Source organism: Specibacter sp. RAF43 (assembly GCF_052114065.1).
Lineage (GTDB): Bacteria > Actinomycetota > Actinomycetes > Actinomycetales > Micrococcaceae > Specibacter.
In genome coordinates, this window is record NZ_JBFREA010000008.1 from 1 (window position 1) to 14,098 (window position 14,098).

Below are 14,098 nucleotides of genomic sequence, written 5' to 3' on the forward strand. Positions count from 1 at the left end.
AAATTCGAAACCAGCTAAAAAACCATCCACCACCACAGGGGCGGCAGCAGACGATCCAATAACCAATCAACAAACAATTGGTATCAATAAAACTTGGCACACTATTGAGTTCTCAAACAACAACCACACCCGACCAACACACCCGAAACACAACACACAATTCCGTGGCGATCAGCGCCGGAGCAACTTCTCAAATATACCCGCTCAACTTTCGGCAAGTCAAATCCGTGATTCCGTTCGGCTTTCAAACTTTCATTTGAACGCACACCAATTCGCCTATTTTCTAGGTCGATTTTTTGGATCTTGGTTTTGGTCTTGTCCGGCTCTGAACCGTTCGTTCAGCGGGGTACTAACACTACCACTTTCCGGGCATGATCGCCACCCGTCGCAGGTGCCGTGGCAGGCCCGGCGCGTCAGGATGCCTGCGGCGCCAGGTAGAGCGCCCCGAGCGGGGGGATGCGCAGGCGCAGCGACGATTTCTGGCCGTCCCAGGCTTCCGCCTCGGCGAGGAGGACGCCGTCGTTGCAGACGTTGGATCCGCCGTACTCGGACCGATCCGTGTTCAGCGTTTCCCGCCAGGATCCGCCGGCCGGCACCCCGACCCGGTAGCCCTCGTAGGCCACGCCGGCGAAGTTGATGATGCACACCAGCGGATTTCCGTAGCGGTCCCAGCGGACGAAGGAGATGACATTGTGTTCTGTGTCGCCGCCGTTGAGCCAGCTGAAGCCGGCCGGTTCGTTGTCCCGGTCGTAGAGCGCCGGGGTTTGGGTGTAGCAGCGGTTCAGTTCCTTCACGAGCAGCTGGACACCGCGATGCGGCGGATTGTCCGCCAGCCACCAGTCCAGGCCGTGCTGTTCACTCCATTCGGCCTCCTGGCCAAACTCGGTGCCCATGAAGATCAGCTGCTTGCCGGGGTGCGCCCACTGGAAGGCCAGGTAGGCCCGGAGGTTGGCCAACTGCTGCCACCTGTCCCCCGGCATCTTGCGCAGCAGGGATCCCTTGCCGTGGACCACCTCGTCGTGGCTGATGGGCAGCAGGAAGTTTTCCGTGAAGGCATACACCATCGAGAAGGTGATCTGGTTGTGGTGCCAGCCGCGATTGATCGGGTCCTCGGCCATATAGGTCAGGGAGTCATGCATCCAGCCCATGTTCCACTTGAGCCCGAAGCCCAGGCCGTCGGCGTCCGTGGGGGCCGTCACGCCGGGGAAGGCCGTGGATTCCTCGGCGATGGTGACGATTCCCGGGTTGCGCCGGTAGGCGGTGGCGTTCATTTCCTGCAGGAAGCTGATGGCCTCGAGGTTTTCGCGGCCGCCAAACCGGTTGGGGCTCCACTGCCCGTCCTCCCGGGAATAGTCCAGGTAGAGCATGGAGGCCACGGCGTCCACGCGCAGTCCGTCAATGTGGAATTCCTCCAGCCAGTACAGCGCATTGGCCACCAGGAAATTGCGGACCTCGTTGCGGCCGAAGTCAAAGATCAGCGTGCCCCAGTCGGGGTGTTCGCCCAGGCGCGGATCCGCGTGCTCGTATTGTGCCCCGCCATTGAACTTCGCCAGCGCCCAGTCGTCCTTGGGGAAATGCGCCGGAACCCAGTCCATGATGACGCCGATGCCGCCCTGGTGCAGGGCGTCAATGAGGAACCGGAACTCGTCCGGGTGCCCAAATCGTGCGGTGGGGGCGTAGTACGACGTCACCTGGTAGCCCCATGAGCCGCCAAAGGGATGCTCGGAGACGGGCATGAACTCCACATGGGTGAACCCCAGCCACTGCACGTACTCCACCAGTTCGCGGGCCATCTCCACGTAGTTCAGTCCCAGCCGCCAGGATCCCAGGTGCACCTCGTAGACGCTCATGGGCGAGTTGTGGGGGTCGCGCAGCCGGCGGGCGGCCATCCAGTCGCCGTCCTGGAACGTGTAGCTGGATTCGACCACGCGCGACGCCGTCAGCGGCGGCACTTCCGTCCCGTAGGCCATGGGGTCGGCCTTTTCCAGCCAGTCGCCGTGTTCGGAGAGGATCTCGTACTTGTACCGGGCGCCGGCGGCCACGTCCGGGATGAAGATCTCCCACACGCCGCTGGTGCCCAGGCTGCGCATGGCATGCTGGCGCCCGTCCCAGGCGTTGAAGTCGCCGATGACGCGCACGGCGCGAACGCCCGGCGCCCAGACCGCGAAGCCGACGCCGGCCACGTCGCCAAGGTTGGAATGGTAGCGGCGCACATGCGCCCCCAGGACCGTCCAGAGGGTCTCGTGCCGGCCCTCCGCCATCAGGTGCAGGTCCAATTCGCCCAGTGTGGGCAGGTACCGGTAGGGGTCGTCGGCCCGGTGGAGGCCGTCGGCATAGCGGACCTCCAGCCGGTAGTCGGGCACGTGGCCGGCTTCTTCGACGGGGACGACGGCGGTCCAGATGCCGCCGTGTTCATGCGTCATGGGGACGTGGCCCCGGGCCGTGACCAGGCTCACGGATTCGGCCAGGTGCGCAAGGGTGCGAATGGTGACGAAACCGTCGTCGGTCAGGTGCGCGCCGAGCACCGAGTGCGGCGCATAGTAGGTGCCGTCGGAGACGCTTGCCAATACGCCCGCCTCAACGGGCAGGGGGGCAATCTTTTTCAGTCCCATTTCCACACTGCTTTCCCTTGATTCAAACAAATCCCGCACCGCGGTGACCGGCACCCAAACCCATTGGGGCCGGTTCTGCAATTCATAAACCACCTCATAGAGCGCCTTGTCCAGCCACAATGCCATGAAAAGCGTGGAGCCGGTTGCAATGCTGTCCGGCCAGCCGGCCTGGTAGCCGTCCCGGAACGCCGATGCGCAGGCTTTTTCCCACGCCCGCGCCGTGGCGGCGTCCACTTCCCCTCCGCCAACGGCATGGGCGGCCGCGTAGTCGAAGGAGCGCAGCATGCCCACCACGTCGCGCAGCGGGACATCCACCCGGCTCCGGTCCCCCAGGGGGCGCAGTGGTTCGCCCTCGAAGTCCAGGATGTACCACCGGCTGCTGCCCGCGTCCTGAACATGCATGAACTGGCCCAGATGCAGGTCGCCGTGAATGCGCTGCACGGCCGGCAATTCCCTCAGATGGCGCAGCTGTGCCACGACGTCGTTGAAGGCCGTGTCGTAGCGTCCGACCGCGGTGCGGGCCAGGCTCCAGGCCCACGTCAGGCGCCCGATGATGTCGTCCACGAACGCCCGCACGCCGGGCTCCGGCAGGCTGGCGGAGCCAAGGGACTTGCGCAGGCTGCCGTGCACCCGGCCCAGCGCGGTGCCCATCGCATGCGCCTGGGCGGTGAAGGAGTCCCCGGCCCGTGCCGCGGCGAGGGCAAGGTCCCAGCCGTCCCGGCCGTGGGCGATGAAGAGGTGCACCACGAGCAACGTTGTTGCGGACCCGGTCTCCCCGCCGAAGGTGGCGGCCGCCTGCAGTTCCGGCACAAAGTTGTTGCCGGCGGCGGCGAGCGCCCGGCCCAGTTCGACTTCGGGGTGGGGCCCGTGCTGGAGCACGCGGAAGATTTTTGCGATCATGGTCCGCCCGGCCAGGTCAAAGACCACCGAGGTGTTGGACTGTTCGGCGCCGATCACCCGGACGGCGGGCAGCGGGGCGGCGCTGGCCGCATCCGCCAGGGACGCGTTGTGCCAGGAGGTCACGGACGGGACCGCCGTGGTGCCGGCGAGCACCTCCAGCCAGGCGTCCAGGAAGGCGGGATCGGCGGGGGCGTCGTACACCCATGCTTCGCCGGTGTCCGGGCCGTCGCCGGGGGCGGGCCCGTCCACGGCGCACCGTCCTATCAGCGACGACGCCGGGACATCCGCCGGCTGCCGCGCGTGGAGGGCGACGGGGACCTGCAGCGTGACGCGCCGGCCGGCGTCGGACCCGTCACCGGCGGGCTCGACGGCGATGAACAGCACGCGGTACCGCACCCCCGGGCGGCGGCTTGGCAGCTCGACGCCGCCGGATATCCGCATCCGGGCGGCACTCCCCGCCGTGCCCTTAAGCGGGTACCAGCGCTGGCCGGGCAGCCAGCCCGTGAGCAGGTCCAGGAGCGAGCCGGCCATCAGTAGTCCTGGGCCGATCCGTCCAGGACCGGAAGGGCCTGGGTGTCGGTGGAGAGGACGTTGGAGGCGTGGGAGCGCACCCGCAGCCAAAAGAAGTCGTAGGAGCCCATGGTCAGCGTGATTTTGCCGTCATCGCTGATCCCGGGGAAGATGTCGTCGCCGAAGAGGTCGCGCAGGCCGCGGCCCGCCAGTCCGGGCAGGTGCAAGGTGGCCGCCGACGGGTGCTGGGACAAGTTGAAGACGCACAGCACCGATTCGGGTTTTTCCTCCTCCTCGTTGCCCACGGGGAGCACGCGCAAAAACGCCAGGACGGACTCGTGGGAGGAGGGGACGGGCTCGTACCGGCCCAGCCCAAACGCCGAGTGGGCCTTCCGGACGGCCAGGATTTGCCGGTTCCAGTGCAGGAGCGAACTGGCGTGGGCGGACTGGGCCTCGACGTTGACGTGGTTGTAGTGGTAGACGAGGGACTGGATCACGGGCAGGAACAGCTTGCCGGGGTCGGCGGCGGAAAACCCGGCGTTGCGGTCCGGGTTCCATTGCATGGGCGTACGGGAGGCGTCCCGGTCCGAGAGCCAGATGTTGTCCCCCATGCCGATTTCGTCGCCGTAGTACAGGAACGGGCTGCCCGGCAGGGCCAGCAACAAGGCGTTGATCAGCTCAATCTCGGCACGGGAGTTATCCAGCAGGGGTGCCAGCCGGCGTCGGATGCCAATGTTGGCGCGCATCCGCGAGTCCGGCGCGTACCAGCCCAACATGGCCTCGCGTTCCTCCGGCGTGACCATTTCCAGTGTCAGTTCGTCGTGGTTGCGCAGGAATGTCCCCCACTGGGCCCCGTGCGGGATGCCCGGGGTGGCGGCCATCGTGGCAATGATCGGGGCGGCCTTTTGGTCCCGCAGGGCGTAGTACAGGCGCGGCATGATGGGGAAGTGGAAGGCCATGTGGCATTCCGGGGCCTCCGGGGTGCCAAAGTAGTCCACCACGTCCGCGGGCATTTGGTTGGCCTCGGCGATGATGATCCGGCCGGGGAATTCCCGATCCATCATGGCCCGCAGGTCCGCCAAAAATTCGTGGGTGGCCGGCAGGTTCTCGCAATTGGTCCCGTCCTGGGCGTACAGGTAGGGGATCGCGTCGGCCCGGAAGCCGTCAATGCCCTGGCTGAGCCAAAACCTGACCACGTCAAAGATGGCCTCGCGCACGGCCGGGTTCTCAAAGTTTAAGTCCGGCTGGTGGCCAAAGAACCGGTGCCAGAAGAACTGCCGGCGGATGGGGTCGAACTTCCAGTTGGACTCCTCGCTGTCGATGAAGATGATGCGCGCGTCCAGGTTCAGCTGGTCGGTGTCGCTCCACAGGTAAAAGTCGCCGAACGGGCCGTCGGGGTCTTCCCGGGAGGCCTTGAACCAGGCGTGCTGGTCGGAGGTGTGGTTGATGGGCAGGTCCACGATGACGCGCACGCCGCGCTCATGCGCCTGCGCCACCAGGTTCTTGAAGTCGGTGACGGTGCCGTACTCATCCAGGACGGAGTAAAAGTCCCGCACGTCGTAGCCGCCGTCGAGCAGCGGCGAATCGTAGAACGGGGGCAGCCACAGGCAGTCGACCCCCAGCCATTGGAGGTAGTCCAGGCGGGCCATCAGGCCCGAAAAATCGCCGGAGCCGTCGCCGTTGGCGTCGGCGAAGCTCTGCACCAGCACCTCGTAGAAGACGGCCTTGCGGTACCAGTGCGGGTCGTGCTTGAGCCCGGGCGCGTTCAGGTTGAACTGCGGGGCGCTGCTGATGGGCGAGAAGGCCATGCCTACCTCCGCACGTGCAGGATGTGGGCCGGTTCCAGGTGGGCGTCGAGGCGAAAATAGTTTTGCTTGCCCCAGTTCCAGGTGGCGCCGGTAATGAGTTCGTCCACCAGGAAGGTCCCGTCCGGGGAGAGCCCGTCCAGGTCCAGGGCGTCCAGGTCCAGGGTGACCTGGCCTTCGCGCATGCTGTGCGGGTCGATGTTGATCACCACGATGATGGTGTCCTTCACGGCCGGGCCGCCGTCCGCCCCGGCGACGCTCTTGTGCTTGCTGAACACCAGCGTGGCCGGATCCGTGCTCTGGTGCAGGGTCAGGTTTTCCAGATCCAGCAGGGCCGGGTGGGCGCGGCGGATGCTGTTCAGCTTGGTCACGAAGGGGGCCAGCGACTTTCCGGCGGCCTCGGCGGCGGCAAAGTCCCGGGCCTTGTACTGGTATTTTTCGTTGTCGATGTTTTCCTCGGAGCCGGGCCGGGCCACGTGCTCGTACAGCTCGTACCCCGCATACATGCCCCACAGGGGGCTGCCGGTGGCGGCCAGGATGGCGCGAATCTTGAACGCGGCCGGGCCGCCGTACTGCAGGTACTCGGTGAGGATGTCCGGGGTGTTGACGAAGAAGTTGGGGCGGAAGTAGCCTGCGGAGACCCGGCTGACGTGGTGCAGGTATTCCTCAAGCTCCTCCTTGGTGTTCCGCCACGTGAAGTAGCTGTAGGACTGCTGGAACCCGGTCCGGCCCAGCGCGGCCATCATGGCCGGGCGGGTGAACGCCTCGGCCAGGAACACGACGTCCGGGCGTTCGGCGTTGACGGTGCCGATCAGCCACTCCCAGAACCAGACGGGCTTGGTGTGCGGGTTGTCGACCCGGAAGATGCGCACGCCGTGCCCAATCCACAACCGCACGATCCGCAGGATCTCCTCGGAGAGCCCCGCCGGGTCGTTGTCGAAGTTCAGCGGGTAGATGTCCTGGTACTTCTTGGGCGGGTTTTCCGCATAGGCAATGGTCCCGTCCACGCGGGTCGTGAACCATTCGGGGTGCTCCGTGGCCCAGGGATGGTCCGGCGCGCACTGCAACGCCAGGTCCAGGGCCACCTCCAGCCCCAGGTCGTTGGCCGCGGCCACGAAGGCGTCAAAGTCGGCGAAGCCGCCCAGGTCCGGGTGGATGGCGTCATGCCCGCCGTCGGCGGAGCCGATGGCCCAGGGCGACCCGGGATCGTCGGGCCCGGCCGTCAGCGAATTGTTGGGCCCCTTGCGGTTGACGGCGCCGATCGGGTGGATGGGCGGCAGGTACACCACGTCAAAGCCCATGGCCGCCACGGCCGGCAGGCGGCGGGCCGCCGTCGCGAAGGTCCCGCTGCGCCAGGCACCGGTGTCCGGGTTGCGCACCGCCCCCTCGGAGCGGGGGAAGAATTCATACCAGGCGCCGCGGCCGGCGGCATCGCGCTCCACCTGCAGGGGGTAGCTGCGGCTGCGTGTCACGTGCGCGCGCAGCGGATGGCGGGCGACGGCGGCACGCACCTGCGGGCCGGTGCCGGCGGCCAGGCGGTCGTTGGTATTGAGTGAGGCGTCCGCCAGGGTCTTGGCCGCGTGCTTGAAGGTCTTGGCGTCCTGCGGCGCCGGCGCGCTCTTGGCGGCCGCGGCCAGCAGCCGGGAACCCTCGGCGAGCATGACGTCGACGTCGACGCCGGCGTTGATCTTGACCTGGGAGTTGTGTTTCCAGGTGGCGTACAGGTCCGTCCAGCCTTCGACGGCAAACGACCACGCCCCCTCGAAGGCGGGCGTGAGCACCCCGGACCACCGGTCGGTCCCCTTGCCCAGGGGCGCCAGGGGCGTGCGCTGGGTTTCGGCGCCGGTGGGATCCAGCAGGACCGCCGTGGCCCCGATGGCATCGTGTCCCTCCCGGAAAACCACGGCACTGACCTGGATGTCGCCGCCGCGGACGGCCTTGGCGGGAAACCGGCCGTCCTCGATGACCGGCTGCAGCTCCGTGATGGGAATCCGGCCAAATCGCAGTCCGCGGGCCGGATCCGATTCCTGCCCCGGCCCCACCCGCTCCCCGGCGCCGTCCGTTCCGCCCCGCAGAGGTGCTGCGGTTGGTCCTGGTGCTGCTCGCCTCGAGGTAGTCACAAACTAGACGTTAGCGACTCCCGTCCCGGATTGCTAAGCCCTTCGCCGTTTTTGTGGGCAATTTGATTTTCCCCGGGTCTTCCCTGCGGGGGCGCGCCCGCTTCGTGACGCAACCACCCCCTTATGTGTCCGCAGCGGGCCAGGCTTAACGTTTGTGGGCTATTGTGACCGGCATGAAGGCCATTCGCAGATTCACCGTCCGCACCGTCGTTCCGGAACAAATCTCCGCGTTGCCGCGCCTGGCCATGAACCTGCGCTGGTCCTGGCACCTGCCCACGCGCAAGCTGTTTGAATCCCTGGACCCCCAATTGTGGGAGGCCGCCCAATCCGATCCCCTGGCCATGCTGGCCTCCATCTCCCGGGAGCAGTTGGCCGAGCTGGCCGCCGATCCCGCCGTGGTGGCGCGGGTCGAGGAGGCGGACCGCAGCCTCACCCGGTACCTGCAGGAGCCGCGCTGGTACCAGGGCCTGGGCGACGGCGCCCCGCAAACCATCGCCTACTTCTCCCCCGAGTTCGGCATCACGGAGGTCCTGCCCCAGTACTCCGGCGGCCTGGGCATCCTGGCCGGCGACCACCTGAAATCGGCCTCCGACCTCGGCGTGCCGTTGATCGGCGTCGGCCTGCTCTACCAGGCCGGGTACTTCAAGCAGTCCCTGTCCCGGGATGCCTGGCAGCAGGAGACGTACCCGCTGCTGGACCCGGACGCGCTGCCGCTGACGCTGCTGCGCGAGGAGGACGGCTCCCGCATCCAGATCTCGCTGCCGCTGCCGGAGGGCCGCCAGCTGCGCGCGCAGATCTGGCGGGCCGACGTCGGACGGGTGCCGCTGCTGCTGCTGGATTCCAATGTGGCCGAGAACGACGACGCCGCCCGCGGCGTGACCGACCGCCTCTACGGCGGGGGCGGGGACCACCGGCTGGCCCAGGAGCTCCTGCTGGGCATGGGCGGGGTGCGGGCGCTGCGCATCCACGCCCGGCTGACCGGCACGCCGGCGCCGGAGGTGTTCCACACCAATGAGGGCCACGCCGGCTTCCTGGGCATCGAACGCATCCGCGAGCTCATGGACCCGGCCATCACGGCGCACCCGCTGTCCTTCAGCGAGGCGCTGGCGGCGGGCCGGGCCTCCACCGTGTTCACCACGCACACCCCCGTCCCGGCCGGCATCGACCGGTTCCCCCGCAGCATGATCCGGCACTTCTTTGCCGGCGGCCTGGCCCCCGGCGTCCCGGTCGAGGAGATCCTGGCCCTGGGCGCGGAGAACTATGAGGGCGGCGATCCGGCGGTCTTCAACATGGCCGTCATGGGGCTGCGCCTGGCCCAGCGCGCCAACGGCGTGGCCAAGCTGCACGGGGTGGTCTCGCGCGAAATGTTCTCCGGCCTGTGGCACGGCTTTGACCACGACGACGTCCCCATCACCTCGGTGACCAACGGCGTCCACGTGCCGACCTGGGTGGACCCGCAACTGGCCGAACTGGCCACGGAACACTTTGGCGCGGACGTCCTGGACGGGCCGGACTGGGCCAAGATCTATGACATCGGCGACGCCGAGCTCTGGGCGTTGCGCCAGCGGCTGCGCGCGGCGCTGGTCACCGACGCCCGGCACCGCCTGCGGGCGTCCTGGAAGGAGCGCGGCGCGGCCGACGCCCAGCTGGGCTGGACCGACTCGGCCCTGGACCCGGACGTGTTGACCATCGGCTTTGCCCGCCGCGTGCCGACCTACAAGCGGTTGACCCTGATGCTGCGCGACCCCGCCCGCCTCAAGGCGCTGCTGCTGCACCCGGAGCATCCGATCCAGCTGGTGATCGCCGGCAAGTCGCACCCGGCCGACGACGCCGGCAAGAAGATGATCCAGGACCTGGTCCAGTTCACCGACGACCCCAAGGTCAGGCACCGGATCGTGTTCCTGCCCAACTACGACATCGCCATGGCCCGCACCCTGTTCCCCGGCTGTGACGTGTGGCTGAACAACCCGCTGCGCCCGCTGGAGGCCTGCGGCACCTCCGGCATGAAGGCGGCCATCAACGGTTCGCTCAACCTCTCCGTCATGGACGGCTGGTGGGATGAGCTCTACGACGGCGAAAACGGCTGGGCGATCCCCACGGCCAACCAGGGCACCAGCGACGAGGAGCGCGACGACATCGAGTCCGCCGCGCTGTACGAGCTGTTGGAAACCCAGGTGGCCCCGCGCTTCTACGGCGGCTCGGTGGCCGACGCCGCCGGTGCGGCCGGGCCGTCCCAGGTCTCCGGCGACGGGCCGCCGTCGCATTGGATTTCGATGATCAAGCACACGATCTCCCAGCTGGGCCCGGCCGTGTCCGCCGACCGGATGGTGCAGGAGTACGTGCGGCGCCTGTACCGGCCGGCCGCCGAGGCGGGCCGGGCGGTCCGGGCCGAGGACTACGCGGGCACCCGGGAGTTGGCCGCCTGGATCCGGCGCGTGCGCGCCGCCTGGGGCGGGGTCCGGGTGGAGCATGTGGAGTCCCACGGACTGGCCGACGAGCCGCAAATCGGCGAAGCCCTCCAGGTCCGGGCGCTGGTCCAGCTGGCCGGGCTGCGGCCCGAGGACGTCACGGTGAATGTGGTGTACGGGCGCGCCGAGGAGTCCGATGAGCTTAGCGACACCCGCATCCTGGACCTGGATTCCGTCTCCGAGCTGGGCTCGGGCCGGTACCAGTTTGCCGCGGACATGGTGATTGACCGCTCCGGCAGTTTTGGTTACGGCGTCCGGGTCCTGCCCCGGCACCCGGCCCTGGCCACCCCTGCCGAACTGGGCCTGATCGCCACCTCCTGACCCGACGGGCCCGGTCGGTCCGACGGGCCCGGCCGGCCCGGCCGGCCCGTGTCGCGCCTAGCCGGAGGGGAACTTGTGGCGGTACAGCTGGACCGTGTTGGCCGCCACGGCCACGAGCCCGCCGGCCGGGATCGGCTCCGGGGTGCGCGGCAGGACAAAGGTGGGTTCGCCGTCGTCGTCCCGTTCCGGACCGGCGGTGGTCATGCACAGCACATAGGGCGGCATCGCCGATGGCTCGGCGGAGGAATCGGCGGCGGTCGCGGCGGCACAGCGTGGGTTCGCCGGCAGCGTGACGTCCACGTCTGTGACGCCGGTGTTGAAGACGACCAGGCCGTCGACCTCGCCGTCGGGCGAGCCGACCAGCATGGTCAGGACGCGTTCGTGCGGGTTGGTCCAGCGCTCCGAGGTCATGGGCAGGCCGTCGGCCCCGTACCAGTGGATGAACGATTCTCCGTTGCGGAACGGGTAGCTGCTGGGCTGCACGGCCAGGAACTTCCTGCGGATCTGCACCAGCCGCCGGGTGGCCGCCAGCATGGTCCGGGCCTCGTCGTCCAGCGACCAGTCCAGCCAGGCGATCTCGTTGTCCTGGCAGTAGACGTTGTTGTTGCCGCCCTGGCTGCGAGCCAGTTCATCCCCGGCCGTGATCATGGGGACCCCGATCGAGAGCAGCAGCGTGGCCACGAGGTTGCGGGCCGTGCGGGCTCGGGCCGCCAGCGTTGCGGCGCTGTTGGTGATCCCCTCGACGCCGTGGTTCCAGCTGCGGTTGTCCCCGTGCCCGTCCCGGTTGCCTTCCTGGTTGTCCGCATTGTGTTTTTCGTTGTAGGCGGTCAGGTCGGCCAGGGTGAAGCCGTCGTGGGCGGTGATCAGGTTCACGGAGGCCATGGCGCCGCGCCCGGAGCCGGCAAACAGGTCCGCGGAGCCGCCCAGGGCGTCGCCGAACCGGGCCAGGCCCTGCCCGTGGTGGCCGGCCAGCAGGGCCGCACGGTCCCCCAGCCAAATGTCGCGCACATTGTCCCGGAAGGAATCGTTCCAGTCCGCCCAGCCGCCGGGGAAGTTGCCGGTCTGCCAGCCGCCGAAGCCGACGTCCCACGGCTCGGCGATCAGCTTGCTGCCGGAGAGGACGCCGTCCGTGGCGGCGGCCAGCAGGAACGGGTGCTGGTTGGTGAATTCGTGGACGCCATTGCGGGCCAGCGAGACCGCCAAGTCGAAGCGGAACCCGTCCACGTGGAATTCCTCCACCCAGTACCGCAGCGAGTCCATGGCCATCTTGATCACGTGCGGGTTGCCGAAGTTCAGCGTGTTCCCGCACCCGGTGGTGTCAACGTACTGGCCGTCGCGCATCCGGTAGTAGTGTTCCTCGGCGAGCCCGCGCCAGCTGAGGGTCGGCCCGTCCGCGCCCGCCTCCGCGGTGTGGTTGTACACGACGTCCAGGATCACCTCGATCCCGGCCGCGTGCAGCGCCTTGATCATGCCCTTGAGCTCGTCCCGGACGGCCTCGGGGCCGGCGGCCCGGGCCCTGGCACTGGCGTAGTCCACGTGCGGGGCAAAGAAGCCCAGCGTGTTGTAGCCCCAGTAGTTGCTCATGCCCGTGCCCTGTAGGTGGGGCTCATCGATGTGGAAGTGGATGGGCAAAAGCTCGACGGCGGTCACGCCGAGGTCCCGCAGGTGCCCGATCATCACCGGATGCGCCATGCCGGCGTAGCTTCCGCGGATGTCCTCGGGGATGCCGGGGTGCAGCTTGGTCTGCCCGCGCACGTGGGCCTCGTACAGCACGCTGTTGCGCCACTGGGTGGCGGGCCTGCGGTCCTCGCCCCAGTCAAAGGTGGATTGCATCCGGACGGACACGTACCGCGGCGCGCCGTCGGCGGCCGGCTGCTCGTCAATGTAGCGGCCGTAGGGGTCCAGGAGCAGTTGCACGGAGTCCAGGTCGACCCGCATGGGGTCCCCGGATTCCGTGCCCGCGCCCGTGCCCGCGCCCGTGTAGAAGCCGTAGCGGCTGCCCACGGGCATGTCCGCGATCATCCCGTGGTGCACGCCGTCGGTGACGTCGGGCAGGCGCACGGCCTTCCAGTTCCCGCCCGGGGGCTGGTAGCACAGCACCACATGGTGGAAGGAGGGCGAATACACGGCGACGTTGGCCGCCGTCGATCCGTGGTCCCCGGACATGCCGCTGACCCCCAGCGGAAAACGGCGCGACAGGGCCGCCCCCAGGGTGCCGATGGCCTCAACGACGGTGACGGACATGGCTAGGCCTGGGGGGCCCGCTGTTTCGAGATTTCGTAGAGGCTGATGCCCACCGCCATTGAGGCGTTGAGGGATTCCATGGCCGAGTTGATCGGAATGGAGACAATCTGGTCGCAGTTCTCCCGGACCAGGCGGGAGAGGCCCTTGCCCTCGGAGCCGACCACCAGGCACACGGGGTCCGTGGCGAGGCTGAGGTTGGGCAGCGAGACGTCGCCGTCGCCGTCGAGCCCCAGCACAAAGTAGCCCATGTCCTGGAAGGCGCCAATGGCGCGGTTGAGATTGGGGGCCTTGACGACCGGCACGCGCACGGCGGCGCCGGCGCTGGTCTTCCAGGCCGCCGCGGTGACGCCGGCGCTGCGGCGTTCCGGGATGACGACGGCGTGGCCGGAGAACGCGGACACGCTGCGGATGATGGCGCCCAGGTTGCGGGTGTCGGTGATGCCGTCCAGGGCCACGATCAGCGGGGCGTTGGCAATGTGGCCCTTCTTCCAGGCGGCCATGACCTCCTGGGCCTTGTCGACCGCGTCCCCGTACTCGTACGGGGGAATCTGCAGCACCAGGCCCTGGTGAACGGCGTCCTCGGTGAGGCGGTCCAGCTCCGGCTTGTGCGCCTCCATCAGGGGGATGCCGCGTTCGGTGGCGAGCTTCAGGGACTCCCGGACGCGCTCGTCCATGTCCACGCGGACGGCCACGTACAGCGCCTTGGCCGGGATGCCGGCACGCAGCGCCTCCACGACCGAGTTGCGCCCGGTGACCAGTTCCTCGGTGGCGCGACCCTTGGGGCCGGTGCGGGGGCGGGCGGGGCGGCCGGCGTCGACGCGCTTTGCGGCCGAACGCTCGGCGAGCTGCTGGTTCTTGTGCGCCTTGTGATAGGTGCGCTCGGTGGCCTTGGGCGTGGGGCCCTTGCCTTCGAGTGCCTTGCGGCCATGACCTCCCGTGCCGACACTGGGGCCCTTCTTGAGCTTGCGCACTGCGCCGGAGCGTGAATTTTTGGCCATGGTAAAACCCTTACGATTGGTGCGGCGCCGTGACTTCAGCGGGCCCGAAGACGTTAAACAAATATTTCCGTGAGCGCGCTTGAGGCTCACGGCAGGACGGGATCGTGCTGACCCGTAAGG

Annotated in this window: 6 protein-coding genes; 1 reads left to right on the forward strand and 5 read right to left on the reverse strand. The window is 68.2% G+C overall.

Features of this window, described 5'->3' with window-relative positions; translation table 11 throughout:
- Nucleotides 1-413: 413 nt before the first annotated feature.
- From glgB to AB4Y80_RS06230, 3 genes are read right to left on the reverse strand one after another with little or no spacing between them, the layout of a single operon-like run.
- A complete protein-coding gene (gene glgB / locus AB4Y80_RS06220) occupies nt 414-4,043 on the reverse strand; it encodes a 1,4-alpha-glucan branching protein GlgB (protein WP_442212761.1) in 3,630 nt (1,209 codons plus the stop codon).
- Complete coding sequence (gene treS, locus AB4Y80_RS06225) at nt 4,043-5,830, reverse strand: maltose alpha-D-glucosyltransferase (RefSeq protein WP_442212763.1); 1,788 nt, start codon at nt 5,828-5,830, stop codon at nt 4,043-4,045. The genes glgB and treS overlap by 1 nt, the downstream gene beginning before the upstream one ends.
- Nucleotides 5,831-5,832: 2 nt before the next feature.
- The gene (locus tag AB4Y80_RS06230) at nt 5,833-7,869 is read right to left on the reverse strand and encodes an alpha-1,4-glucan--maltose-1-phosphate maltosyltransferase (RefSeq protein ID WP_442212911.1); all 2,037 of its coding nucleotides are present in this window, start codon (nt 7,867-7,869) and stop codon (nt 5,833-5,835) included.
- Nucleotides 7,870-8,120: 251 nt separating this feature from the next.
- Between AB4Y80_RS06230 and glgP the strand changes: the two genes are divergently transcribed.
- Nucleotides 8,121-10,736 carry an alpha-glucan family phosphorylase gene (gene glgP / locus AB4Y80_RS06235; protein WP_442212765.1) on the forward strand — a complete coding sequence of 872 codons (2,616 nt, stop codon included), beginning with the start codon at nt 8,121-8,123 and terminating at the stop codon, nt 10,734-10,736.
- A 57-nt stretch (nt 10,737-10,793) separates the two neighbouring features.
- On the opposite strand, the gene glgX is transcribed toward glgP, so the two are convergent.
- A complete protein-coding gene (glgX, locus tag AB4Y80_RS06240; protein WP_442212767.1) occupies nt 10,794-12,980 on the reverse strand; it encodes a glycogen debranching protein GlgX in 2,187 nt (728 codons plus the stop codon).
- 2 nt (nt 12,981-12,982) lie between these two features.
- Nucleotides 12,983-13,978 (reverse strand): 23S rRNA (guanosine(2251)-2'-O)-methyltransferase RlmB, encoded by a 996-nt coding sequence (rlmB, locus tag AB4Y80_RS06245; protein WP_442212769.1) that lies wholly within the window; start codon nt 13,976-13,978, stop codon nt 12,983-12,985.
- Nucleotides 13,979-14,098 lie beyond the last annotated feature (120 nt).

Coding starts and splice junctions, on each gene's coding strand:
- glgB (WP_442212761.1), bottom strand. CDS start 4,043: ATGGCCGGCTCGCTCCTGGACCTGCTCACGGGCTGGCTGCCCGGCCAG.
- glgX (WP_442212767.1), bottom strand. CDS start 12,980: ATGTCCGTCACCGTCGTTGAGGCCATCGGCACCCTGGGGGCGGCCCTG.
- rlmB (WP_442212769.1), bottom strand. CDS start 13,978: ATGGCCAAAAATTCACGCTCCGGCGCAGTGCGCAAGCTCAAGAAGGGC.
- glgP (WP_442212765.1), top strand. CDS start 8,121: ATGAAGGCCATTCGCAGATTCACCGTCCGCACCGTCGTTCCGGAACAA.
- treS (WP_442212763.1), bottom strand. CDS start 5,830: ATGGCCTTCTCGCCCATCAGCAGCGCCCCGCAGTTCAACCTGAACGCG.